This is a genomic window from Streptomyces sp. P6-2-1, from assembly GCF_050613165.1.
In the GTDB taxonomy this organism is placed as follows: domain Bacteria; phylum Actinomycetota; class Actinomycetes; order Streptomycetales; family Streptomycetaceae; genus Streptomyces.
Genome location: NZ_CP192513.1, coordinates 1,357,056 through 1,381,039, shown reverse-complemented (window position 1 = coordinate 1,381,039; position 23,984 = coordinate 1,357,056). Strand labels below are relative to the sequence as shown.

The window sequence follows — 23,984 nt, the reverse complement described above, 5'->3', positions numbered from 1 at the left end:
GGTTCCTTCGGGTGACTGTCCGCATGATGGAACGCGGTATCCGGTTTCCGGGATTGCTTCCATCATGTAACCTGCTCGAAATTTCGCAGAGGGCCAACGTCGTCCCTCGGCACATGTCATATGCCACCGACGACGACGGGAGAGCCGATGCGTACTCCGCGCCCGCAGTCCCCGCGGACAGCGGCCAAGGGCTCCGCGGTCACCTCGACCTCCTGGGCCCACATGGACGCCCGCCCTGCCGCCCAGGGACTGTACGACCCCAGCAACGAGCACGACGCCTGCGGCGTCGGCTTCGTGGCGACCCTCACCGGCGAGGCGAGCCACACGCTCGTCGAGCAGGGACTCACGGTGCTCAAGAACCTGGAGCACCGCGGCGCGACCGGCTCCGAGCCCGACTCCGGCGACGGCGCGGGCCTCCTCTCCCAGATCCCCGACGCCTTCCTGCGCGAGGTCGCCGGCTTCGAACTGCCCGCCCCCGGCGCCTACGCCGTCGGCATCGCCTTCCTCCCCGACAACGAGCCCGACGAGGTCGCCGACGCCGTCGCGATCCTCGCCGGGGAGGAAGGGCTCACCGTCCTCGGCTGGCGCGAGGTCCCCGTGGCCCCCCAGCTCCTGGGCGCCGCGGCACGCGCCACCATGCCCGTCTTCCGGCAGCTCTTCGTCGCCGACGCCGGCACGGACCCCGCCACCGGCGCACCCGCCACGGGCATCGCGCTCGACCGCCGCGCCTTCCTGCTCCGCAAGCGCGCCGAACGCGAACTCGGCGTCTACTTCCCCTCGCTCTCCGCACGCACGATCGTGTACAAGGGCATGCTCACCACGGGGCAGCTGGAACCTTTCTTCCCCGACCTCTCGGACCGCCGCTTCGCGAGCGCCGTCGCCCTCGTGCACTCGCGCTTCTCGACGAACACCTTCCCGAGCTGGCCCCTCGCCCACCCGTACCGCTTCATCGCGCACAACGGCGAGATCAACACCGTCAAGGGCAACCGCAACTGGATGCGCGCCCGCGAGTCCCAGCTCGCGTCCGACCTCTTCCCCGGTGAGTCCCTGGAGCGGATCTTCCCGATCTGCACCCCCGACGCCTCCGACTCCGCGTCCTTCGACGAGGTACTCGAACTCCTCCACCTCGGCGGCCGCTCGCTCCCGCACAGCGTGCTCATGATGATCCCCGAGGCCTGGGAGAACCACGCCTCGATGGACCCGGCACGGCGGGCCTTCTACGAGTACCACTCGGCGCTCATGGAGCCCTGGGACGGCCCCGCCGCCGTCGCCTTCACCGACGGCGTCCAGATCGGCGCCGTACTCGACCGCAACGGTCTGCGCCCCGGCCGGTACTGGGTCACCGACGACGGCCTCGTCGTGCTCGGCTCCGAGGTCGGCGTCCTCGACATCGACCCCGCCAAGGTCGTCCGCAAGGGCCGCCTCCAGCCGGGCCGCATGTTCCTCGTCGACACCGCCGAGCACCGCATCATCGAGGACGACGAGGTCAAAGCCGCACTCGCCGCCGAGCACCCCTACGAGGAGTGGGTCGGGGCCGGCGAGATCGAGCTGCCCGACCTGCCCGAGCGCGAACACGTCGTGCACACGCACGCCTCCGTCACGCGCCGCCAGCAGACCTTCGGCTACACCGAGGAAGAGCTGCGCATCCTCATCGCGCCGATGGCCAAGGCCGGTGCCGAGCCCATCGGCTCGATGGGCACCGACTCGCCGATCGCCGCGCTCTCCGCCAGGCCCCGGCTCCTCTTCGACTACTTCACACAGCTCTTCGCACAGGTCACCAACCCGCCGCTGGACGCGATCCGCGAAGAACTCGTCACCTCGCTGCGCTCCACGCTCGGCCCGCAGGGCAACCTCCTGGAGCCCACGGCGGCCTCCTGTCGCGGCGTGACCCTGCCCTTCCCCGTCATCGACAACGACGAGCTGGCCAAGCTCATCCACATCAACGCCGACGGCGACCTGCCCGGCATGACCTCCGTGACGCTCTCCGGGCTCTACCGCGTCTCGGGCGGCGGCGACGCGCTCGCCGCCCGCATCGAGGAGATCCGCGCCGAGACCGACGCCGCGATCGAGGCCGGGGCACGCCTCATCGTGCTCTCCGACCGGCACTCCGACGCCGAGCACGCCCCGATCCCCTCGCTGCTGCTCACCTCCGCGGTGCACCACCACCTCATCAAGACCAAGCAGCGCTCCCAGGTCGGCCTCCTCGTCGAGGCCGGGGACGTCCGCGAGGTCCACCACGTCGCGCTCCTCATCGGCTACGGAGCCGCCGCCGTCAACCCGTACCTCGCGATGGAGTCCGTCGAGGACCTCGTCCGCGCCGGGACCTTCCTCCCCGACACCGAGGTCGAGCAGGGCATCCGCAACCTCATCAAGGCGCTCGGCAAGGGCGTCCTGAAGGTCATGTCGAAGATGGGCATCTCGACCGTCGCCTCCTACCGGGGCGCGCAGGTCTTCGAGGCCGTCGGCCTCGCCGCCGACTTCGTCGACACGTACTTCTCCGGCACCACGTCCAAGATCGGCGGCATCGGCATCGACGTCGTCGCCGAGGAGGTCGCCGCCCGCCACGCCAAGGCGTACCCGCCCACCGGCATCGCCTCGGCGCACCGCGCCCTGGAGATCGGCGGCGAGTACCAGTGGCGCCGCGAGGGCGAACCGCACCTCTTCGACCCCGAGACGGTCTTCCGCCTCCAGCACGCCACGCGCAGCCGCCGCTACGACATCTTCCAGAAGTACACGGAGCGCGTGAACGAGCAGTCCGAGCGGCTCATGACGCTGCGCGGCCTCTTCCACTTCAAGAGCGAACGCCCCGCGATCCCGCTCGACGAGGTCGAGCCCGTCTCCGAGATCGTCAAGCGCTTCTCGACCGGCGCCATGTCGTACGGCTCCATCTCCAAGGAGGCGCACGAGAACCTCGCCATCGCGATGAACCAGCTCGGCGGCAAGTCGAACACCGGCGAGGGCGGCGAGGACGCCGACCGGCTCTACGACCCCGCCCGCCGCTCCGCGATCAAGCAGGTCGCCTCGGGCCGCTTCGGCGTCACGAGCGAGTACCTCGTCAACGCCGACGACATCCAGATCAAGATGGCCCAGGGCGCCAAGCCGGGCGAGGGCGGGCAGCTCCCCGGCCACAAGGTCTACCCCTGGGTCGCCACCACCCGGCACTCCACCCCGGGCGTCGGCCTCATCTCGCCGCCCCCGCACCACGACATCTACTCGATCGAGGACCTCGCCCAGCTCATCCACGACCTGAAGAACGCGAACCCCCGGGCGCGCGTGCACGTCAAGCTGGTCTCCGAGGTCGGCGTCGGCACCGTCGCCGCCGGTGTCTCCAAGGCCCACGCGGACGTCGTCCTCGTCTCCGGGCACGACGGCGGTACGGGCGCCTCGCCGCTCACCTCGCTCAAGCACGCGGGCGGCCCCTGGGAACTCGGCCTCGCCGAGACCCAGCAGACCCTGCTCCTCAACGGTCTGCGCGACCGCATCGTCGTGCAGACCGACGGGCAGCTCAAGACCGGCCGCGACGTCGTCATCGCCGCACTCCTCGGCGCCGAGGAGTACGGCTTCGCGACCGCCCCGCTGGTCGTCTCCGGCTGCGTCATGATGCGCGTCTGCCACCTCGACACGTGCCCCGTCGGCATCGCCACGCAGAACCCCGTCCTGCGCGAGCGCTTCGCGGGCAAGCCCGAGTTCGTCGTCAACTTCTTCGAGTTCATCGCCGAAGAGGTCCGCGAACTCCTCGCCGAGCTGGGCTTCCGCACCCTCGACGAGGCCATCGGGCACGCCGAGTACCTCGACACGACCCGCGCGGTCGACCACTGGAAGGCGCAGGGCCTCGACCTCGCCCCGCTCTTCCACGTACCCGAGCTGCCCGAGGGCGCCGCCCGCCGCCAGGTCACCGAGCAGGACCACGGCCTCGCCAAGGCGCTCGACAACGAGCTGATCAAGCTCGCCGCCGACGCCCTCGCCGCCGCCTCGCCCGAAGCCGCCCCGCCGGTACGCGGCCAGCTCGCGATCCGCAACATCAACCGCACCGTCGGCACGATGCTCGGCCACGAGGTCACCCGCCGCTTCGGCGGCGCCGGCCTCCCCGACGACACGATCGACATCACCTTCACCGGGTCCGCCGGGCAGTCCTTCGGCGCCTTCCTCCCGCACGGCGTCACACTGCGCCTGGAGGGCGACGCCAACGACTACGTCGGCAAGGGCCTCTCGGGAGGCCGCGTCGTCGTCCGGCCCGACCGCGGCGCCGACCACCTCGCCGAGTACTCCACGATCGCGGGCAACACGATCGCCTACGGCGCCACCGGCGGGGAACTCTTCCTGCGCGGCCGCACCGGCGAGCGCTTCTGCGTGCGCAACTCGGGCGCCACCGTCGTCTCCGAAGGCGTCGGCGACCACGGCTGCGAGTACATGACGGGCGGCCGCGCCCTCGTCCTCGGCCCGACCGGGCGCAACTTCGCCGCGGGCATGAGCGGCGGCATCGCCTACGTCATCGACCTCGACCGCAACCACGTCAACGGCGAGTCACTCGGCGCCGTCACCGACGTACTCGACGACACCGACACCGCGTGGCTGCACGAGACCGTGCGCCGCCACCAGGAGGAGACAGGCTCCACCGTCGCCGCCAAGCTCCTCGCCGACTGGGACAGCGCCGTCCACCGCTTCAGCAAGATCATTCCCCGTACGTACCAGGCCGTGCTCGCCGCCAAGGACGCCGCCGAGCGGGCCGGGCTCTCGGAGAACGAGACCCAGGACAAGATGATGGAGGCGGCGACCAATGGCTGACCCCAAGGGCTTTCTCACCCACGGGCGCGAGGTCGCCCGCACCCGTCCCGTCGCCGAGCGCGTCCAGGACTGGAACGAGGTCTACGTCCCCGGCTCCCTGCTGCCGATCGTCTCGACCCAGGCGAGCCGCTGCATGGACTGCGGCATCCCCTTCTGCCACCAGGGCTGCCCGCTCGGCAACCTCATCCCCGAGTGGAACGACTACGCCTACCGCGAGGACTGGTCGGCGGCCGCCGAGCGCCTGCACGCGACGAACAACTTCCCCGAGTTCACCGGGCGGCTCTGCCCGGCGCCCTGCGAATCGGCGTGCGTCCTCGGCATCAACCAGCAGCCGGTGACGATCAAGAACGTCGAGGTCTCGATCATCGACAAGGCGTGGGACACCGGCGACGTCGCGCCCAGCGTCCCCGAGCGCCTCTCCGGCAAGACCGTCGCCGTCATCGGCTCGGGCCCCGCGGGACTCGCCGCGGCCCAGCAGCTCACCCGCGCCGGGCACACCGTCGCCGTCTACGAGCGCGCCGACCGCATCGGCGGGCTCCTGCGCTACGGCATCCCCGAGTTCAAGATGGAGAAGCGGCACATCAACCGCCGCATCGAGCAGATGCGCGCCGAGGGCACCAAGTTCCGCACCGGCGTCGAGATCGGCCGCGACATCGACGCGGCGAAGCTGCGCCGCCGCTACGACGCCGTCGTCATCGCCGCGGGCGCCACCGTCTCGCGCGACCTGCCGGTGCCGGGGCGCGAACTCAAGGGCATCCACTTCGCGATGGAGTACCTGCCCCTGTCGAACAAGGTGCAGGAGGGCGACTACGTCACCTCGCCGCTCTCGGCCGAGGGCAAGCACGTCGTCGTGATCGGCGGCGGCGACACCGGCGCCGACTGCGTCGGCACCGCGCACCGCCAGGGCGCCGCCTCCGTCACGCAGCTGGAGATCATGCCGCAGCCGGGCGCCGAGCGGAACCCGCTCACGCAGCCCTGGCCGACCTTCCCGATGCTCTACAAGGTCACTTCGGCGCACGAGGAGGGCGGCGAGCGGATCTACTCCGCAGGCACCACCCACTTCGAGGGCGACGAGGACGGCAACGTCCGCTTCCTGCACCTCGCCGAGGTCGAGTTCGTCGACGGCAAGCTCACCCAGAAGCCGGGTACCGAGCGGAAGATCCCCGCCGAGCTGGTCACCCTCGCGATGGGCTTCACCGGCACCGACCAGTCCAACGGCCTCGTCGAGCAGTTCGGCCTCGACCTCGACGCGCGCGGCAACATCGCCCGCGACGAGCACTTCGAGACCAACGTCCCCGGCGTCTTCGTCGCCGGGGACGCGGGTCGCGGCCAGTCCCTCATCGTGTGGGCCATCGCCGAGGGCCGTTCCGCGGCGCGCGGCGTGGACCGCTACCTGACGGGGGCCAGCTCGCTGCCGGCCCCGATCCGCCCCACCGACCGCTCCCTCGCGGTCTGAGACCGACCCTTCCGAGGGCCCTCACTGTCCCGTACAAAGGCGTACGGAACTGAGCGCGGCGCCCGCCTCGTCCCCGACCGGACGGCGGGCGCCGCAGCGCGTCCAGGGGCCCTCGGAACCGCCCCGTCCACCACCCGGCACCGCCCCGTCCACCACCCGGCGAACCGCCCGCCGACCACCCCCGCGCCACCCCCTGACCTGCGCCGCGACACGCCCGAGTGGCTTGGCTCACGCACGGGACGCCCTGTGCGTGTTAGGCTGGTGATGTTGCAGTTTTGGTACCCATAGAACTTTCTTATGTGCGCCTGACGGAATGCTTCGTCGGGCGCATCGTTTGTTTGGTCCCGGTTCTCCGGGTGGGGCTCATGGTGCGACACGGTGCGTGCACAGGGTACGTACCGCTCTCATCTCTCGACCTCTCAGGAGATTGATATGGCCACCGGTACCGTGAAGTGGTTCAACAGCGAAAAGGGCTTCGGCTTCATCGAGCAGGACGGCGGCGGCCCCGACGTCTTCGCCCACTACTCGAACATCGCGTCCTCGGGCTTCCGTGAGCTCATCGAGGGCCAGAAGGTCGAGTTCGACGTCACGCAGGGCCAGAAGGGCCTGCAGGCGGAGAACATCACGCCCAAGGGCTGATTTTTGCGCGCGGCCCTCACGGGGGCCGAAAACGCCGCGTGAGCGGGGCTCGCACCAGCAGGTGCGGGCCCCGTTTCCGTGCCGACGCCTTCCGCGCACGGGCGTCACCCCACCCGCCCGCCGCCCCCAGAGGAAGGCACCCGTATGACCACCCCCCAGGACCCCGCAGGCCGCCCCGCGGCCCGACGCCCCGCCCGCCGCCGAGGCGGCAGCACCGGCGCCACCGCCCGCACCGAGGCCCCCCGCTCCGCCCGCGCCGAAGGCTCCCGCACGGCACGCGGCGAAGCGCCCCGCACCGGCCGCGGAGAGCCCCGCGCCGCCCGCGGTGACGCCGCCCGCGCCCCCCAGCCCCGCCGTCGCGGCCCCGCGTCCGGCGGCTCGCGCGGCAGCGGCTCGCGCGGCGGCGCCAAGCAGGGCGGCGCCTCCCGCGACTTCGCCGCGCCCGAGCCGCGTACCCCCGCGCTCCCGCCCGTCGCGGCCTTCGAGGACCTCGACATGCCCGAGGCGCTCCTCAAGACCCTCGCCGCGCAGGGCGTCACGACGCCCTTCCCGATCCAGGCGGCCACCCTGCCGAACTCGCTCGCAGGCCGCGACATCCTCGGCCGGGGCCGTACGGGCTCGGGCAAGACCCTCGCCTTCGGCCTCGCGCTCCTCGCCCGTACGGCGGGCCGCCGCGCGGAGGCGCGTGCCCCGCTCGGCCTCGTCCTCGTGCCCACGCGCGAACTCGCCCAGCAGGTCACCGACGCCCTCACCCCCTACGCCACCTCGGTGAACCTGCGCCTGACGACCGTCGTCGGCGGCCTCTCGCTCACCAAGCAGGCGAACGCCCTGCGGCGCGGCGCCGAACTCCTCGTCGCGACCCCCGGCCGCCTGAAGGACCTCATCGACCGCGGCGACTGCACTCTCCAGGACGTCCGCACCACCGTCCTCGACGAGGCCGACCAGATGGCCGACATGGGCTTCCTGCCCCAGGTCACCCGGCTCCTCAACCAGGTCGAGCCCGAGGGCCAGACGATGCTCTTCTCGGCGACGCTCGACGCCAACGTCGACCGCCTCGTCCGCGACTTCCTCGACGACCCGGTCGTCCACTCCGTCGACCCCTCCGCGGGCGCCGTCACGACGATGGAGCACCACCTCCTGTACGTGGCCGACGCGACCGTCAAGCGCGCCGTCACGCACCACATCGCCGCCCGCGAGGGCCGGCTCATCATGTTCGTCGACACCAAGCACGGCGCGGACCGGCTCGCCAAGCGCCTCCTCGCCGACGGCGTCCCCGCCGCCGCCCTGCACGGCGGCCGCAGCCAGCCCCAGCGCACCCGCACCCTCGACCAGTTCAAGAACGGGCAGGTCACCGCGCTCGTCGCGACCAACGTCGCCGCGCGCGGCATCCACATCGACGCGCTCGACCTCGTCGTCAACGTCGACCCGCCCGTCGACCACAAGGACTACCTGCACCGGGGCGGGCGCACCGCCCGCGCGGGCGAGTCGGGCAGCGTCGTCACGCTCGTCCTGCCCGAGCAGAAGCGCGACACGCAGCGCCTCTTCTCGGCGGCCGGTATCCGCCCGCACACCGCGAACGTCACCGCGAGCGACCCGGAACTCACCCGCGTCACGGGCGCGCGCGAGCCCTCCGGCGTCCCCGTGGTCCTGGCCCCGCCCGTCACCGCGACCCCGCCCGCCCAGCGCGGCGGCGGCAGCGGCAGCGGCACCCGGAACGGCTCGGGCAGGCGGCGCGGCGGCGGTGGTGGTGGCGCGAGCCGGCGCGGCAGGGGCCGCGGCCCGCGCTCGCAGGCGAGCTGACGGGCCGGGCGGAACGCGTCTCCGTACGGGGCGTCCTGGGGTCATCCCGGGGCGCCCCTTCGGCGTAACCGTCACGCATCCCCGCCCGTCTCGTTGGGCAGACTCCCCGCCGACGCCCCAACCGGCGCCCCGGCCACCGGAGCACCCCCAGCGAAAGGGCCCCCCGTTGCCGTACCGCACCTTCGGCGCCGTCCTCGCCGCCATCGCGCTCACCTTCGGCGGCACCGCCGCCCACGCCGCGCCCCGCCCCGTCGTCGGCGGCGGCGAGGCCGCCCCCGGCGAGTACCCCTGGACGGTCCACCTCTCGATGGGCTGCGGCGGCTCCCTCTACGCCGATGACCTCGTCCTCACCGCCGCGCACTGCCTCGACGGGACGGTCAGCCCCGACCAGGTCACAGCGACCCTCGGCACCACCGACCTCGACAGCCCCGACGCGCTCACGGTGCGCGGCACACGCGCCGTCCTCGCCCCCGGCTACGACGGCGTGGGCAAGGACTGGGCGCTCCTCAAGCTCGCCGAGCCCGTCGACCTCCCCACCCTCCCGATCACCCCGTCGAAACGATTCGACAAGGGCACCTTCACCGTCGCGGGCTGGGGCGCCACCACGGAGAACGGCACCGAGGTCCGCACCCTCCGCGCCGTCGACGTCCCCTTCGTCGACGACCGCACCTGCGCCCGCACCTACGGCAAGGACCTCGTCCCCGCCGAAGAACTCTGCGCGGGCACCCCGAAGGGCGGCGCCGACGCCTGCCAGGGCGACTCGGGCGGCCCCCTCTTCCGCCCCGGCCCCTCCCGCGAACCCGTCCAGATCGGCATCGTCAGCTGGGGCCAGGGCTGCGGCCGCGCCCACACCCCCGGCGTCTACACCGAACTGAGCCACTTCCGCGAGGACATCGCGAAGGCGGCACAGACGCTGTGACGACGGGGGAGCGGGGGGGGGGGCAGCGCGGCGGCGGCGAGGCGGCCGGACGGCGGCGTCGCCGACGCCCCCGTGACGGCGGTACGGGCCTCTCGCGGGGGACGGATTCCTACGGCCGTGCGGCTTTCCGCGCCCGTGCGGCTCTTCGCGTGTCCGTGCGGCTCCTTCCCGTGTCCTGCGGGTCCCCGTGTCCGTGCGGCTCTTCGCGTGTCCGTGCGGCTCTTCCCGTGTCCGTGCGGCTTTCCGCGCGCCTACGGGCCGACTCAGCTCTCGACCGGCCGCAGCCGCACCGCCCCGGCCGCCGCTCCGCCGGAGCCCTCGCCCTCGGGACCCGCCAGCTCCAGGACCCGTAGCTCGTTCGCGCCCTCCGCCTTCAGGACGGGCCCGGGGACGAAGAGTTCGCTCTGCGGACCCGCCGACCAGTAGCGCCCCAGGCACACGCCGTTGAGCCACACGAAGCCCCTGCCCCAGCCGGGCAGCGAGAGCCACGCGTCCCCGGGGGCCGGGGCCGTGAACGTGCCCAGGTGCAGGCCGCGCGCGCCCGGAGCAGGCGGGGCGGCGAGGGGGAGCGGGGGCAGCGCCCCCTCCAGGTCCCGCAGCCGCAGCGGCGTCGCCCCGATGCCGTGCAGGTACTGCGTCGCGTGCAGCACACCGCCGGGTATGCCCTTCGGCTCGCCCACACGCGGCCCGTAGTTGACCCGGCCCAGCGACTCCACCCACAGCTCGACAGCGGCCCCGCCCCCGACCGGCGTCCCTGGCGCGACGCGGACCCCGTCCACGTACACCTCGCACAGGTCCCGTACCTCCGGCAGCCGCAACGGGCGCGGCGCGCGCGGGCCGGGGACGCGCAGCCGGTAGCGCACCAGGCCCCGGTCCACGCCCAGGTCATCGAACGACGGCGCCCACGCCGACACGTGCTCGTCCCCGCCCACGGCGTCCACGACCGCGCCGAGCGGCGCCCAGCCCGCCGGCCGTACGGACACCTCGGCGCCGAGCGCCGGGGGAGCGGGAGGCAGCGCGGGGAGCGGGGCATCGGCGTACGCGGCCAGGACCTCGCGCATGAGGTGGAACTTGCGCGTCGGGCGGCCCGCCTCGTCGACCGGCGCGTCGTAGTCGTACGAGGTCGTCGTCGCCGTGTACGCGCCGTCGTGCCACTCGCCGAGCCTGTTCGCGCCCTCCCAGCCGCCGTTGGAGCCGCCGTGCGCCATGTAGATGTTCACCGAGGCGCCCGCTTCGAGGATCGCCCGCAGCTCGGCCGCCGCGTCCGCCGCGTCCCTGCGCTCCACCGCCTTGTCCCCCCAGTGCGTGAACCACCCGCACCAGAACTCCATGACCATCAAGGGCCCGTCGGGCCGCGCCCGCCGCAGCGCGGCCAGCGCCTCCGCGCTCCCCGAACCGAAGTTCACCGTCGCGAGCACCCCCGGCACCGTGCCGCCCGACAGCATCCAGTCCTCGGGACCGTCCGACGTGCACAACGGCACCGACACCCCCACCTCACGAAGGAGCCCCGTCAGCCACTCCAGGTACACCGCGTCCGAGCCGAAACTCCCGTACTCGTTCTCCACCTGCACCATGACCACAGGCCCGCCCCGGTCCGCCTGCCGCTCCACGACCTGCGGCAGCAAGCGCCGGAACCAGCGCTCCACCGGCGCGGTGAAACTCGCGTCCCGCGTCCGCAGCGGACCCCTGAGCCACACGGGCAGCCCGCCGTTCTCCCACTCGGCGCAGATGTACGGGCCCGGGCGGACGATCGCGTACAGGCCCGCCTCCGCCGCCGCGTCCAGGAACCTGCCGAGCGCCGCCACGTCCTCGTACACGCCGGGCTCCGGCTCGTGCAGGTTCCACGGCACGTACGTCTCGACGCAGTTCAGGCCCAGCGCCCGCAGCATCCCGAGCCGGTGCGCCCACTGCCCCTCGTGCACCCGGAAGTAGTGCAAAGCCCCCGAAAGCAGCCGCACAGGGCGCCCGTCCACCAGGAAATCCCGCTCGCCGACCTCGAACATCGCCTACCCCTGTCCGCCCCGGTGCCCCGGCCACCGTAGGCTCCGTGTCCATGACCACCAGCAACGCCGAGGACGCCCGCGCCGAACTGCTCCGGCTGCGGGACAGCATCGACAACATCGACGCCGCTGTCATCTACATGCTCGCGGAACGCTTCAAGGCCACGCAGCAGGTCGGCCACCTCAAGGCCGCCCACCAGCTGCCCCCCGCCGACCCCGCCCGCGAGGCCCAGCAGATCGCCCGCCTCCGCCGCCTCGCCGAAAGCGCCAAACTCGACCCCGCCTTCGCCGAGAAGCTGCTCAACTTCATCGTGGCCGAGGTCATCCGCCACCACGAGCGCATCGCGGAGGAAGCGGGCGGCAAGAGCTGAGCGCTACGAGCGGCGCGGGGCAGGGAACACCGTGCCCCTCGCCCCCGTACCGCTACACCCCCGGCACCGACTCCACGTACCGGTACACCCCCTCCTCCCGCCGGTACACGAGCGTCACGGCCTCGTCGGCCCGCGCCCCCTCCCACCTCGGCACGGCCGAAAACCGCAGCTCCACCCCCAACTCCCCCTCCACCTCGTGCCGCTTCCCGTCCAGAGGACCCCCGAACAGCTCCACCACCGTCACACCAGCCACCTCGCTCCTCCCGCACAACCCGGACGCGCACAGTAGACCTCCCCGCCCCCGCACGTCCCCATGCCGCGCCCTGCCTCCCGCGTCCCCGCCAGTCTCCGGCAGCATGTCCCCATGTCCGTACTGACGCGCGACGAAGCGCACACCCGCTCCGCACTCCTCGACGTCCAGCGCTACGAGGTCCACCTCGACGTCACCCAGGGCCCCGACACCTTCGGGTCCGCCACCACCATCCACTTCACCGCCCGCACCGAAGGCGACACCTTCGTCGAGCTGAAGCCGGACACGCTCCACCGCATCACCCTCGACGGCACCCCGCTCGACCCCGCCCGCCTCGACGGCAACCGCTACCCCCTGCCCGCGCTCGCCGCAGGGGAACACACCCTCACCGCCGACGCCACCATGCGCTACTCCCGCACCGGCGAGGGCATGCACCGCTTCACCGACCCCAGCGACGGCGAGACGTACCTCTACACCCAGCTCTTCATGGAGGACGTCCAGCGCGTCCTGACCGCCTTCGACCAGCCCGACCTCAAGGCCGTCTTCGACCTCACCGTCACCGCCCCCGAAGGCTGGACCGTCCTCGCCAACACCGTCACCACCCACGACGGCCACGGCACCTGGACCGCGGCGCCCACCCCCCTCATCTCCACCTACCTCCTCGCCGTCGCCGCCGGACCCTGGCACTCCGTCCGCACCGAACACCGCGGCCTCCCCTTCGGCATCCACTGCCGCCGCTCCCTCGCCCCGTACCTCGACGCCGACGCCGAGGAGATCCTCGGCGTCACGCGCGCCCTCTTCGACCGCTATCACGAGAAGTTCACCGAGCCCTACCCCTTCGACTCCTACGACCAGGCCTTCGTCCCCGAGTTCAACGCCGGCGCGATGGAGAACCCCGGACTCGTCACCTTCCGCGACGAGTTCGTCTACCGCTCCGCCGTCACCGAGACCGAACGCCAGACCCGCGCGATGGTCATCGCCCACGAGATGGCACACATGTGGTTCGGCGACCTCGTCACCCTGCGCTGGTGGGACGACATCTGGCTCAACGAGTCCTTCGCCGAGTACATGGGCTACCAGACCCTCGCCGAGGCCGGCACCCGCTTCGCCGACACCTGGACCGAGTTCGCCGTCTCCCGCAAGACCTGGGGCTACGAGGCCGACCAGCGGCCCTCCACCCACCCCGTCGCCCCCGACGACGTCCCCGACACCGCCGCGGCCCTCCTCAACTTCGACGGCATCTCCTACGCCAAGGGCGCCTCCGCGCTCCGCCAGCTCGTCGCCTGGCTCGGCGAGAAGGACTTCCTCGCGGGCATCAACACCCACTTCGCCCGCCACAAGTTCGCCAACGCCTCGCTCGCCGACTTCCTCGACTCGCTCGCGTCGGCCACCGACCGCGACGTCCACGCCTGGGCCGAGTCCTGGCTGCGCACCACGGGCGTCGACACCCTCACCCCCGCGCTCGACGAGACCGGCACCCGCCTCACCGTCCGCCACGAGGGCACCCGCCCCCACCGCGTCCGCCTCGGCCTGTGGGACCTCGACCCCGAGGGCGCACCGCGCCGCCGCCCCGGCACCTGGCTCGACCTCACCCCCAGCACCCCCACCACCGTCACCGTCGACGCCCCCCGCCCCGCCCTCGTCCTCCTCAACGACCACGACCACACCTACGCCAAGACCGGCTTCGACGACGTCTCGCACGCCACCCTCACCGCACACCTCTCCGGCATCGAAGAACCGCTCAGCCGCGCCGTCATCTGGACAGCCCTGCGCAACGCCGTACGCGACAACCGCCTCGCCCCCGCCGACTACCTCGCCGTCGTCCGCACCCACCTCCCGCACGAGGACGACGCCGCCGTCGTCCGCGGCGTCCTCCAGTTCGCCCACATCCAGGTCGCCGACCAGTACACCGACGCCGCGCACCGCCCCGCGGCCCTCGCCCTCCTCGGCGACACCTGCCGCGACCTCCTGCGCCGCACCGAGGACGGCCACAACCCCTCGCTGCGCCTCACCGCCGTACGCAACCTCCTCCACCTCGCGACCCGCCCGGAGACCCTTCAGGACTGGTACGACAACGGCACCGTGCCCGGCGGCCCCGCCCTCGACCCCGAGCTGCGCTGGATGCTCCTCACCCGCCTCGCCGTCCTCGGCGCCACCGACGAGACCGCCATCGCCGCAGCACTCGACAGCGACCCCAGCGCCACGGGACACGAGGGCGCCGCCCGCTGCCGCGCCGCCCTGCCCACTCCCGAGGCCAAGGAAGCCGCCTTCCACTCCCTCTTCGAGGACGACACCCTCTCCAACTACCTGTTCACCGCCACCGCACAAGGCTTCTGGCAGCCCGAACAGGCCGAACTCCTCGCCCCGTACGTGGAGCGCTACTACCCGGCCGCCCTCGCCCTCGCCGCCCGCCGCGGCCCCGCGCTCGCCCAGGCGGCAGGCAAGACCGCCTTCCCCACGAGCGCCGTCACGCCCCAGCACCTCGCCCTCGGCGAGGAAACCCTCCGCACCGCCACCGACGCCACCCCCGCCCTGCGCCGCGCCCTCACCGACCAGCTCGACGACCTCCGCCGCGCCCTGCGGGTACGCGAGGGGGTGGGGGGCTGACGGTCGGCCACGGGGCCATGCAGCCGCGGGCCGTGCAGCCGCGGGGCCGTGCAGCCACGGGGCCATGCAGCTGCGGGGCCATGCAGCTGCGGGGCCGCGGGGCCACGGGGCTTATCGGGGGCTGAAGGGGAGCGGGGGTGTGCGGGGGTATGAGGGGGTGTGCGGGGGCGGGGTGCTTCTGGAGAGAGCGCCGCTCTCGTACTACCCGCGCCGCCGGCCTGCGTGCCGCCGGTCTGCGTGCCGCCGGCCTGCGTGTTGCGGGGCTGCGTGTTGTCGGGCTGCGTGCTCCCGGGCTGCCCGTTCCGCGAGCGGACGGCCCCCACCCGCCCTGGGGGGCGACCCCAACACCAAGTCTTCCGCACCCACAACCCCGCTCCGCCCCTCCGCTCAAATCTGTGGACAACTCCGCGAAACCCGGAAAACCGCTCACTCCCAAGAGTGAGCGGTTTTCCGCTTCAGGCCGAGTTATCCACAGGCAAGGGCGAACGCCACGCGCCACCCCGCCCCCGTACGCGCCACCCCGCCCTGTACCGCCGCCACCCCCGCCCCGCTGCCCTCGCGCCGCATTCCGTGCCGCCGCCCCGTCATCCCGCCTCGCACGCGCCGTCCCCGTACGCGCCCCCCGCGCCGCACGCCCCCGCCCCGCCGCACGCCCCCACCCCGCCGTACCCACCCCGCCGTACCCACCGGCCCCCACCCCGCACATCCGCCCCTATACCAGACCGACCCCGCCCAGAGGTGGATTCACCCCACCCCCATACCCCTTTCGGGTTCCGTTCGTTGGGCTCTGTGGACCTCGCACGCGCAGCGCCGGGCAGGCTGACCGCCGACCCGCAGACCCGAAGGACGAGCCGTCATGCCCCGCACCCTCCCGCCCCTGTCCGGCGGCCCGCACGGACCCGAGGCCCTGCGGCCCCTGCTCGACACCGTCCTCACCGCCCTCACCGACGGCACCCACCACCGCAAGGGCCCCCTCCCCGCCGGCGGACCCGCCCCCGTCGCCGCGGCCCTGCACACCGCGGCGACCCCCGTACTGCCCGAGACCGGCACCGACCCGCACACGGCACTCGCCACCCTCGTCACCGCACTCGCCGCCGGCGCCGCCGACCCCGCCCACCCCCACTGCGCCGCCCACCTGCACTGCCCCCCGCTCGCCGTCGCCACCGCCGCCGACCTCGCGGCGAGCGCCCTGAACCCCTCACTCGACTCCTGGGACCAGGCCCCCGCGGCCACCGCACTCGAAGAACACGTCACCCACACCCTCGCCGCCGAGATCTACCCCCAGGCCGTCGCCGCCCAGGCCCTCGTCACCACCGGCGGCACCGAGGCCAACCAGCTCGCCGTCCTCCTCGCCCGCGAAACCGCCCAGGACCGCGCGCCGCTCCTCCTCCACGGCGCCAACGCCCACCACTCCCTGCCCCGCGCCGCCTGGCTCCTCGGCCTCCCCCCGGCCCACCGCATCCCCACCCCCACCGGCCGCATCACCCCCGCCGACCTGCGCACCGCGCTCGAAGCCCACCGGGGCCGCCCCCTCCTCGTCGCCGCCACCGCCGGCACCACCGACGCGGGACTCATCGACCCTCTCGACGAACTCGCCGACCTCTGCGAAGAGTTCGGCGCCCGCCTGCACATCGACGCCGCCTACGGCGGCCCCCTCCTCTTCAGCCCCGCCCACCGCCACCTCCTCACCGGAATCGACCGCGCCCACACCGTCACCGTCGACCTCCACAAACTCGGCTGGCAACCCGTCGCCGCAGGAATCCTCGCCACTCGCGACCCGAACGACCTCACCCCCCTCACCCACCAGGCCGACTACCTCAACGCCGACGACGACACCGACGCCGGACTCCCCGACCTCCTCGGCCGCTCCCTGCGCACCACCCGCCGCCCCGACATCCTCAAGATCGCCGTCACCCTCCGCACCCTCGGCCGCGAAGGACTCGCCCACCTCGTCGACACCGTCCAGGAGCAGGCCCGCACCCTCGCCGCCCTCATCACGGACCGCCCCCACCTCGACCTCTGGGCACCCCCCACCCTCAGCACCGTCCTCTTCCGCCCCACCCACGCCACCGACCACGACCTCGCCCACCTCCGCCGCACCCTCCTCACCGAGGGCACCGCGGTACTCGGCCGCGCCCGCCTCGCGGGGCGCCTCTGGCTCAAGGCCACCCTCCTCAACCCCCACACCACCCCCCAGGACCTCACCGCCCTCCTCGACCTCGTGGAAGGACACACCCCCCGATGAACCTCCCGCCCCGCCCCTTCCGGAGCCACACCCCCGCCGTGCCCGCGCCCCGGGCCGCGGACCCCGTGGACCCCACCGAGGAACCCGAACCCCCCGAGACCGCCCCGGCCCCTGAACCCCCCACTCCCGCACCCGCAGCCCCCACCGACACTCCCCTCGACCTCGCCGGCATCGGCATCGGCCCCTTCAACCTCTCCCTCGCCGCCCTCGCCCACCACCTCCCCACCGGCACCGCGCCGCTCCGCACCGCCTTCTACGAGCAACGCCCCGCCTTCCACTGGCACCCCGGCCAGCTCATCGACGGCGCGACCCTCCAGGTCCCCTTCCTCGCCGACCTCGTCACCCTCGCCGACCCCGCCAACCCCTGGACCTTCCTCAACTGGCTCAAAGCGAACGACCGTCTCTACCCCTTCTACTTCGCCGAGCGCTTCCACATCCACCGCGCCGAGTACGACGCCTACTGCCGCTGGGTCAGTGAGAACCTCCCCGGACTCCACTTCTCCCACCAGGCCGACGCCGTCCGCTGGAACGCCGACCGCTCCTGCTTCGAGATCGACTACACCCAGCTCGACACCGACGGCGAAGCCCACGCCCTCGGCCGCACCCACACCCGCAACCTCGTCATCGGCATCGGCACCGCCCCCCACATCCCCGAACCCCTCCGCCCTCTCGCCGAAGCCCCCCACGTCCCCGTCGTCCACTCCGCCGACTACCTCGGCCACCGCGAACAACTCCTCACCGCGGGACACATCACCGTCATCGGCTCAGGACAGTCCGGCGCCGAGATCTTCCTCGACCTGCTCCGCCACCGCCCCCCGGGACACGAACGCCTCGCCTGGCTCGCCCGCACCCCCGCCTTCGCCCCGATGGAGTACTCGAAGCTCGGCCTCGAACACTTCACCCCCGACTACACGCGCTACTTTCACGCCCTCCCCGAAGCCACCCGCGACCAGCTCACCACCCAGCAGTGGCAACTCCACAAGGGCATCGACACCGACACCATCGCCGCCATCCACGACGAGCTGTACCACCGCACCCTGGGCGGCGGCTGGCCCGACGCCACGCTCACCCCCGGCGTCAGCGTCCGCACCGCAGGCCGCGTCGCCACCACCCAGATCGAACTCCACCTCGAACACCGCGAACAAGGCACCCGCTCCCGCCTCACCACCGACGCCGTCGTCCTCGCCACCGGCTACCGCGAACGCCCCCTCGACCAGCTCCTCGCCGGACTCGACCCCTACCTCCACCGCGACAACGCCGAACGCCCCCGCGTCGACGCCCAGTACCGCCTCCACCTCGACGACGCCATCACCGCCACCGGCTCCCACGTCTACGTCCAGAACGCCGAACGCCACACCCACGGCGTCGGCGCCCCCGACCTCGGCCTCGCCGCCCACCGCAGCGCCACCATCCTCAACGCCCTCACCGGCACCACCCCCTACGCCCTCCCCACCCGCACCGCCTTCACCACCTTCGGCCTCACCCCCCAACCCGCCCCCACCACCCGCCCCCACCACCTGGTCCGCCTCAACGAACAACCCTGAACACACACCGACGGCCCCGGAGAACCGCCCCCGGGGCCGTCGGCACACCCCACAACCTCAGAACACCGGCGTCCCCTCCCGCACCAACCGCCAGTCCACCGCGGCGAAATCAGCAGGGTCGACCGTCCCCGCCTCCCGCACCCACGCGATGATCGTGTTCCGGATCTCCTCCGAATTCGCCCACACCTGCGTCGACGCCGGCACATGCGGGAAGTTCCCGCCACCGCTCGCCCGGTAGTTGTTCACCGCCAGCACGAACCGCGCGTCGTCCGCGACAGGCGCCCCCTCGAACCTCAGGTCCACGATCCGCGCGCCGACCTCCTTCGCGATGTCGATGTCGTACGAAACCCCGGACACCACGTCGTAGTTGTAGTCCGGCGTCCCGTCCGCGTTCGTCAGCGCCGCCGGATCGACCGGCGCCCCCACCGCCGTCCGCACGAAGAACTTCGCCGAGAACTCCAAGTACTCCTTCAACTGCGCGCCCGTGATCAGCCGCGCCTCCAGCGTGTTCTCGAACGTGTACAGACCCGCCGCGTCCTTGATCGTCACCTCCCCCGCAGGGAACCGCGCCGTACGCGAGAACGGCGACGCCTGCGACAGGACGGGGACCTCCGCGTACTCCCCGCCCGCCAGCGCACCCCGCACCGTCTCCGCCTGCACATGGTTGATCAGATCGACCATCGGGACATCCTTGTACGTCCCCTCCGCCGTCGACATCTCCACCACCGACGAACCGATCACCTGATTCACGTACGCCACCACCTCACGGTGCTCCTTCACGAGCAACCGCGTGATCCGTACGTCCTCCTCCACCTCGTTCGAGTTCAGCACCCGCGAAGCCACCCGCTCCACCGACCACCGCCCCCGCTCCCACACCAGCGAGAAGTCGAAGACCGACAGCCGCTGCCCCCACTTCAACGGCTCCGAGAGCACCACCTCACGGCCCGAATCCGCGTTCACCACGCGCCGCTCCGGGATCTCCACGTGCGCGTGCCCCACCAGGATCGCGTCGATCCCCGGCACCCGCTCCGCCACCCGCGCCGAAGCGTTCTCCACGTACGGCAGCTGATCACCCCACGACGAGGAACCGTCCGCGCCCGAGTGCGCCGCCACGAGGACCACGTCCGCACCCATCGACCGCAGCTTCGGCACCCAGTACGCCGCCTGCTCCTCAAGACCGGGGAACTTCAGCTTCCCCCGCACGTTCACCTTGTCCCAGATCGCGATCCCCGGATTCGTCAGCCCCAGCACCGCCACCCGCACATCCCGCCCGTGCGGCGTCCGCAACCGCTTCATCACGTACGGGCGAAACGCCGGCCGGCCCGAGCGCGCGTCCACCGCGTTCGCACCCAGCAACGGGAAATCGCACTGCTCCTCGAACTTCCGCAGCACCTCGATCCCGTAGTTGAACTCGTGGTTCCCCAGCGCGGCCGCCTCGTACCCGATCGCGTTCATCGCCTTCGCCATCGGATGGACAGGGCCCCGCCGCGCCGTGATCGGATCGATCCGCGCGTAGTAGTACGAGAGCTGCGTCCCCTGAATCGTGTCGCCCGCGTCGATCAGCAGCGTGTTCCCGCGCCCCTTCTCCTTCCGCAGCCGGTTCACCAGCGTCGAGATCTTCGCGAGGCCGACGTCATTGTGCTCCGCGTCGTCGTACTCCTTATCGGTGAAATAATCCCAGTTCATCGCATTGCCGTGCAGATCCGTCGTCCCGAGTACCGAAAACCCGTACCGACGCGGCTCCTTGCCCCGCCCACCCCCCTTCGCCGCCTCGGCGGGCGCCGCCGCACCCAGCGCCACCGCCGCCCCGGTCGCCGCCGAAGCACCCAGGAACACCCTGCGATCCACGCTCATCACACAAACCCTCTCGTCCAACCACGGGGACAACGCGCGTAGATGATGGCCCGAAACGCCACTCCCGCAACACCCCCGCCACGTTGCGATCGGATGACCACCCCCGCACACCCGGACAAGCCGCTCATCGGAGACCGCGACCGCTCATTCAACATTTGTCAAATCCCATACACCCAAAGGCCGTTGACTCGTCACCACCGCCCAGCCCCCTACCCGCCGGTAAGCCCTAGGCTCGAAGCATGCGCCGAGCGAAAATCGTCTGCACCCTGGGCCCCGCCACCGACTCCTACGACCAGATCAAAGCCCTGGTCGAAGCCGGAATGGACGTAGCCCGCTTCAACCTCAGCCACGGCAGCTACGCCGAACACGAGGAGCGCTACCACCGCGTCCGCGAAGCCGCCGAGGAAACCGGCCGCAGCGTCGGCATCCTCGCCGACCTTCAAGGACCGAAGATCCGCCTCGGCCGTTTCCGTGAAGGCCCCGTACTCCTTGAACGCGGCGACACCTTCACCATCACCACCGAAGACGGCTACCAGGGCGACCGCACCAGCTGCGGCACCACCTACGCGGGACTCGCCGCCGACGTCACCCCCGGCGAACGCGTCCTCGTCGACGACGGCAAGGTCTGCCTCCAGGTCACCGCCGTCGAAGGCCCCCGCGTCCGCACCACCGTCGTCGAAGGCGGCATGGTCTCCGACCACAAGGGCCTCAACCTCCCCGGCGTCGCCGTCTCCGTCCCCGCCCTCTCCGAGAAGGACATCGAAGACCTCCGCTGGGCCCTGCGCACCGGCGCCGACATCATCGCCCTCAGCTTCGTCCGCAGCGCCCGCGACATCGTCGACGTCCACCGCGTCATGCGCGAGGAGGGCCGCCGCCTCCCCGTCATCGCCAAGGTCGAGAAGCCGCAGGCCGTCGAGAACATCGAGGAGATCGTCGACGCCTTCGACGGCATCATGGTCGCCCGTGGCGACCTCGGCGTCGAAATGCCCCTCGAAGCGGTACCACTCGTGCAGAAGCGGGCCGTCAAACTCGCCAAGCGGAACGCCAAACCGGTCATCGTCGCGACCCAGATGCTCGACTCCATGATCGAGAACAGCCGCCCCACCCGCGCCGAGGCCTCCGACGTCGCCAACGCCGTCATCGACGGCACGGACGCCGTCATGCTGTCCGGCGAGACCAGCGTCGGGAAGTACGCCGTCGAAACCGTCCGCACGATGGGACGCATCGTCGAAGCCGCCGAGGAGGAGATCCTCGACAAGGGCCTCCCGCCCCTCACCGACCGCAACAAGCCCCGCACCCAGGGCGGCGCGGTCGCCCGCGCGGCCGCCGAGATGGGCGACTTCCTCGGCGCCCGCTTCCTCGTCGCCTTCACCCAGTCCGGCGACACCGTCCGCCGCCTGAGCCGCTACCGCTCACCGATCCCGCTCCTCGCCTTCACGCCGGACCCGGCGACCCGCGCGCAGCTCAATCTCTCCTGGGGCGTGGAGACCTTCCTCGGACCGCACGTGGACTCCACGGACGCGATGGTCGAGCAGGTCGACGACATGCTCCTCAAGCTCGGCCGCTGCGAGCGGGGCGACGTCGTCGTGATCACGGCCGGCTCCCCTCCGGGGGTGGCGGGCACGACGAACCTGGTGCGGGTCCACCACGTCGGCGAGGACGACGCCCCGAAGTAACGGCGGACGGCGAGGAGGGGGCGACCTCACTCGCGGTCACCCCCTCCGCTGCTCTCCCCGGCGACCGCCCCGACAGCCGTCCCGGTACTCGTCTCGGTACTTGGGACCGATGTGGGTGTCCATGAGGGCGACGGAGGCTTTGCGGGCGACGGAGATGGTGTACGGGTTTCCGTGGCGGTAGCACTCGGTCCATTCGAGGCCGAGGAGGTCGAGAGTGTCGGTGTACAGCTCGCGGATGTCGTCGGACACATTGGTGAACCAGTAGCGCGGGTATTCGTACCGCTTTCGTTCGCCGGCGACGATGCGGGTGGTCCAGTTCGTGATCCGGCAGCCGTCGGATTGGATGAGGCCGCGGAGAAAGTCCCAGGGGTGTGCGTCGATAATTTCCTGTTGCCAGGACTCCAGGGCGATTTTCCGCTGGTGCTTCTTTCCCGGGCCGTGCTGGGGGAAGAGGTGGAACAGATGGGCCGAGTAGACCTTGATGTGGTGACAGCCCTTGCTTCGTACGCGGCACGTCGCCCGCTCGGGAAACACGAGACGTATCACTCGCTCGCACTCGTCCTGGATGCCGGGCCAGGCATCGTCAAGGGTGACCGTGAGGCTGGGTGTGCGGTGTTGTCTCGGGAAGCTGATGTGCCCGTCGCCGAGGTACAGGCCGGGCAGCTGGCTGTAGGCGCGTTTGTCCAGGGGCGCCGCGCGGTCGCAGGCGAAGCGGACGGTGCTTCTTTTCCTGCCGGGGCATTCACCCCGCTTGGCCCGGTCCTTGTGCTTCCAGTAACTGATGGTGCCGTAAGGGATATCAAGGCGCCGGGCCACGTCCGCATTGGGAATTCCGTCGCGCAGGAGCGTCAAGGCCGTTTGCCGCACTTCGAGGCTGTGGTGGGTCATGCGTTTATCGTGCGGGGCGCCGGAGATGACGACAGAAAAGCGGCGGGGATTCACTCGAAAGTGAATCCCCGCCGCTTCTTGTGCCGGGTGCGGGACTCGAACCCGCAAGTCCTTTCGGACGGATGCTTTTGAGACATCTGTGTATGCCGATTCCACCAACCCGGCGCAGCCAGAAAGGAGCATACCCGTTAACCCTGGCGCGGCGCACCTGGGTACCCTGTTTCCAGCAGTCCCCTGCCCTATAGAGGAGCCCCCGTGAGCGCCCCCGAGCCCGAGTCGTCCACCGCCGCCGCCCAGGGCGAGTCGTCACACGTCCCGCCCCTCACCACCCGTGTCGTCATCGCCGAGGACGAGGCGCTCATCCGGCTCGATCTCAAAGAGATGCTGGAGGAGGAGGGGTACACCGTCGTCGGGGAGGCCGGGGACGGTCAGTCGGCGGTGGAGCTGGCGCGCCGGCACCGGCCGGATCTCGTCATCCTCGACGTGAAGATGCCCGTGCTCGACGGGATCTCGGCGGCCGAGAAGATCGCCGAGGAGTCCATCGCGCCGGTCCTCATGCTCACGGCGTTCTCGCAGCGCGACCTCGTGGAGCGCGCGCGGGACGCCGGGGCGATGGCGTATCTCGTGAAGCCGTTCAGCAAGAGCGACGTCGTGCCGGCCATCGAGATGGCGGTCTCGCGGTTCACCGAGTTGCGGGCGCTGGAGAAGGAGGTCGAGGACCTCTCGCAGCGGCTTGAGACGCGCAAGCTCGTGGACCGGGCGAAGTCGGTGTTGCAGACGGAGTACGGGCTCACCGAGCCGGCGGCGTTCCGGTGGATCCAGAAGACGTCGATGGACCGGCGGATGTCGATGCGGCAGGTCGCCGAGGCCGTGATCGAGGACGCGGCGGAGAAGAAGGCGGCGAAGGAGCAGAAGGACACGTAGCCGCCCGGTACGCCGCCGGGGGTACG

15 protein-coding genes and 1 tRNA gene are annotated in these 23,984 nt (G+C 71.8%); 11 read left to right on the top strand and 5 right to left on the bottom strand.

Annotated features, from left to right (window positions below):
* The first annotated feature begins 147 nt into the window (after nt 1–147).
* The 5 genes from gltB (at nt 148) to ACQYWQ_RS06070 (ending at nt 9,599) form a co-directional block, all read left to right on the top strand.
* Nucleotides 148–4,785, top strand: a complete 4,638-nt coding sequence (gltB, locus tag ACQYWQ_RS06090) for a glutamate synthase large subunit (protein ID WP_431032862.1) — start codon at nt 148–150, stop codon at nt 4,783–4,785.
* Nucleotides 4,778–6,241: a glutamate synthase subunit beta gene (locus tag ACQYWQ_RS06085; protein ID WP_431032861.1), complete on the top strand. Its 1,464-nt coding sequence runs from the start codon at nt 4,778–4,780 to the stop codon at nt 6,239–6,241. The genes gltB and ACQYWQ_RS06085 overlap by 8 nt, the downstream gene beginning before the upstream one ends.
* Before the next feature lie 432 nt (nt 6,242–6,673).
* Nucleotides 6,674–6,880, top strand: a complete 207-nt coding sequence (locus ACQYWQ_RS06080; RefSeq protein ID WP_008748518.1) for a cold-shock protein — start codon at nt 6,674–6,676, stop codon at nt 6,878–6,880.
* A 144-nt stretch (nt 6,881–7,024) separates the two neighbouring features.
* The gene (locus ACQYWQ_RS06075) at nt 7,025–8,680 is read left to right on the top strand and encodes a DEAD/DEAH box helicase (protein WP_431032860.1); all 1,656 of its coding nucleotides are present in this window, start codon (nt 7,025–7,027) and stop codon (nt 8,678–8,680) included.
* Between the two features lie 166 nt (nt 8,681–8,846).
* Nucleotides 8,847–9,599 (top strand): S1 family peptidase, encoded by a 753-nt coding sequence (locus ACQYWQ_RS06070; protein ID WP_431032859.1) that lies wholly within the window; start codon nt 8,847–8,849, stop codon nt 9,597–9,599.
* Nucleotides 9,600–9,862: 263 nt separating this feature from the next.
* Here ACQYWQ_RS06070 and ACQYWQ_RS06065 read toward each other — a convergent pair whose 3' ends face one another.
* On the bottom strand, nt 9,863–11,602 hold the full coding sequence (locus tag ACQYWQ_RS06065; protein ID WP_431032858.1) for a beta-galactosidase: 1,740 nt from the start codon (nt 11,600–11,602) through the stop codon (nt 9,863–9,865).
* Nucleotides 11,603–11,652: 50 nt separating this feature from the next.
* Here ACQYWQ_RS06065 and ACQYWQ_RS06060 point away from each other — a divergent pair, with 50 nt between their 5' ends.
* Nucleotides 11,653–11,970, top strand: coding sequence for a chorismate mutase (locus tag ACQYWQ_RS06060; protein WP_010261206.1), 318 nt, complete (start codon nt 11,653–11,655; stop codon nt 11,968–11,970).
* A gap of 52 nt (nt 11,971–12,022) precedes the next feature.
* Here ACQYWQ_RS06060 and ACQYWQ_RS06055 read toward each other — a convergent pair whose 3' ends face one another.
* Nucleotides 12,023–12,214: a hypothetical protein gene (locus ACQYWQ_RS06055; RefSeq protein WP_431032857.1), complete on the bottom strand. Its 192-nt coding sequence runs from the start codon at nt 12,212–12,214 to the stop codon at nt 12,023–12,025.
* A 120-nt stretch (nt 12,215–12,334) separates the two neighbouring features.
* On the opposite strand from ACQYWQ_RS06055, the gene pepN reads away from it, so the two are divergent.
* From pepN to ACQYWQ_RS06040, 3 genes are all read left to right on the top strand, one after another.
* Entirely contained in the window at nt 12,335–14,827 is a 2,493-nt protein-coding gene (gene pepN / locus ACQYWQ_RS06050) for an aminopeptidase N (RefSeq protein ID WP_431032856.1), read from the top strand.
* 856 nt (nt 14,828–15,683) lie between these two features.
* On the top strand, nt 15,684–17,072 hold the full coding sequence (locus ACQYWQ_RS06045) for a pyridoxal phosphate-dependent decarboxylase family protein (protein WP_431032855.1): 1,389 nt from the start codon (nt 15,684–15,686) through the stop codon (nt 17,070–17,072).
* Complete coding sequence (locus ACQYWQ_RS06040) at nt 17,069–18,616, top strand: lysine N(6)-hydroxylase/L-ornithine N(5)-oxygenase family protein (RefSeq protein WP_431032854.1); 1,548 nt, start codon at nt 17,069–17,071, stop codon at nt 18,614–18,616. Before ACQYWQ_RS06045 ends, ACQYWQ_RS06040 begins: the two co-directional genes overlap by 4 nt.
* Nucleotides 18,617–18,673: 57 nt before the next feature.
* Here the strand turns inward: ACQYWQ_RS06040 and ACQYWQ_RS06035 are convergent, their stop codons facing one another.
* Nucleotides 18,674–20,470, bottom strand: coding sequence for a bifunctional metallophosphatase/5'-nucleotidase (locus ACQYWQ_RS06035; protein ID WP_431032853.1), 1,797 nt, complete (start codon nt 20,468–20,470; stop codon nt 18,674–18,676).
* Between the two features lie 239 nt (nt 20,471–20,709).
* Here ACQYWQ_RS06035 and pyk point away from each other — a divergent pair, with 239 nt between their 5' ends.
* Nucleotides 20,710–22,146: a pyruvate kinase gene (gene pyk / locus ACQYWQ_RS06030; protein ID WP_431032852.1), complete on the top strand. Its 1,437-nt coding sequence runs from the start codon at nt 20,710–20,712 to the stop codon at nt 22,144–22,146.
* Between the two features lie 36 nt (nt 22,147–22,182).
* On the opposite strand, the gene ACQYWQ_RS06025 is transcribed toward pyk, so the two are convergent.
* Together ACQYWQ_RS06025 and ACQYWQ_RS06020 are read right to left on the bottom strand one after the other, a co-directional pair.
* Nucleotides 22,183–23,034, bottom strand: a complete 852-nt coding sequence (locus tag ACQYWQ_RS06025) for a helix-turn-helix domain-containing protein (RefSeq protein ID WP_431032851.1) — start codon at nt 23,032–23,034, stop codon at nt 22,183–22,185.
* Nucleotides 23,035–23,115: 81 nt separating this feature from the next.
* A tRNA-Leu gene (locus ACQYWQ_RS06020) sits at nt 23,116–23,199 on the bottom strand.
* Nucleotides 23,200–23,289: 90 nt separating this feature from the next.
* On the opposite strand from ACQYWQ_RS06020, the gene ACQYWQ_RS06015 reads away from it, so the two are divergent.
* The gene (locus ACQYWQ_RS06015) at nt 23,290–23,958 is read left to right on the top strand and encodes an ANTAR domain-containing response regulator (RefSeq protein WP_431032850.1); all 669 of its coding nucleotides are present in this window, start codon (nt 23,290–23,292) and stop codon (nt 23,956–23,958) included.
* Nucleotides 23,959–23,984 lie beyond the last annotated feature (26 nt).

Excerpts from the sequence above, each read along its gene's own strand:
- gltB (WP_431032862.1), top strand. The coding sequence starts at position 148 with ATGCGTACTCCGCGCCCGCAGTCCCCGCGGACAGCGGCCAAGGGCTCC.
- ACQYWQ_RS06085 (WP_431032861.1), top strand. The coding sequence starts at position 4,778 with ATGGCTGACCCCAAGGGCTTTCTCACCCACGGGCGCGAGGTCGCCCGC.
- ACQYWQ_RS06080 (WP_008748518.1), top strand. The coding sequence starts at position 6,674 with ATGGCCACCGGTACCGTGAAGTGGTTCAACAGCGAAAAGGGCTTCGGC.
- ACQYWQ_RS06075 (WP_431032860.1), top strand. The coding sequence starts at position 7,025 with ATGACCACCCCCCAGGACCCCGCAGGCCGCCCCGCGGCCCGACGCCCC.
- ACQYWQ_RS06065 (WP_431032858.1), bottom strand. The coding sequence starts at position 11,602 with ATGTTCGAGGTCGGCGAGCGGGATTTCCTGGTGGACGGGCGCCCTGTG.
- ACQYWQ_RS06060 (WP_010261206.1), top strand. The coding sequence starts at position 11,653 with ATGACCACCAGCAACGCCGAGGACGCCCGCGCCGAACTGCTCCGGCTG.
- pepN (WP_431032856.1), top strand. The coding sequence starts at position 12,335 with ATGTCCGTACTGACGCGCGACGAAGCGCACACCCGCTCCGCACTCCTC.
- ACQYWQ_RS06045 (WP_431032855.1), top strand. The coding sequence starts at position 15,684 with ATGCCCCGCACCCTCCCGCCCCTGTCCGGCGGCCCGCACGGACCCGAG.
- ACQYWQ_RS06040 (WP_431032854.1), top strand. The coding sequence starts at position 17,069 with ATGAACCTCCCGCCCCGCCCCTTCCGGAGCCACACCCCCGCCGTGCCC.
- ACQYWQ_RS06035 (WP_431032853.1), bottom strand. The coding sequence starts at position 20,470 with ATGAGCGTGGATCGCAGGGTGTTCCTGGGTGCTTCGGCGGCGACCGGG.
- pyk (WP_431032852.1), top strand. The coding sequence starts at position 20,710 with ATGCGCCGAGCGAAAATCGTCTGCACCCTGGGCCCCGCCACCGACTCC.
- ACQYWQ_RS06025 (WP_431032851.1), bottom strand. The coding sequence starts at position 23,034 with ATGACCCACCACAGCCTCGAAGTGCGGCAAACGGCCTTGACGCTCCTG.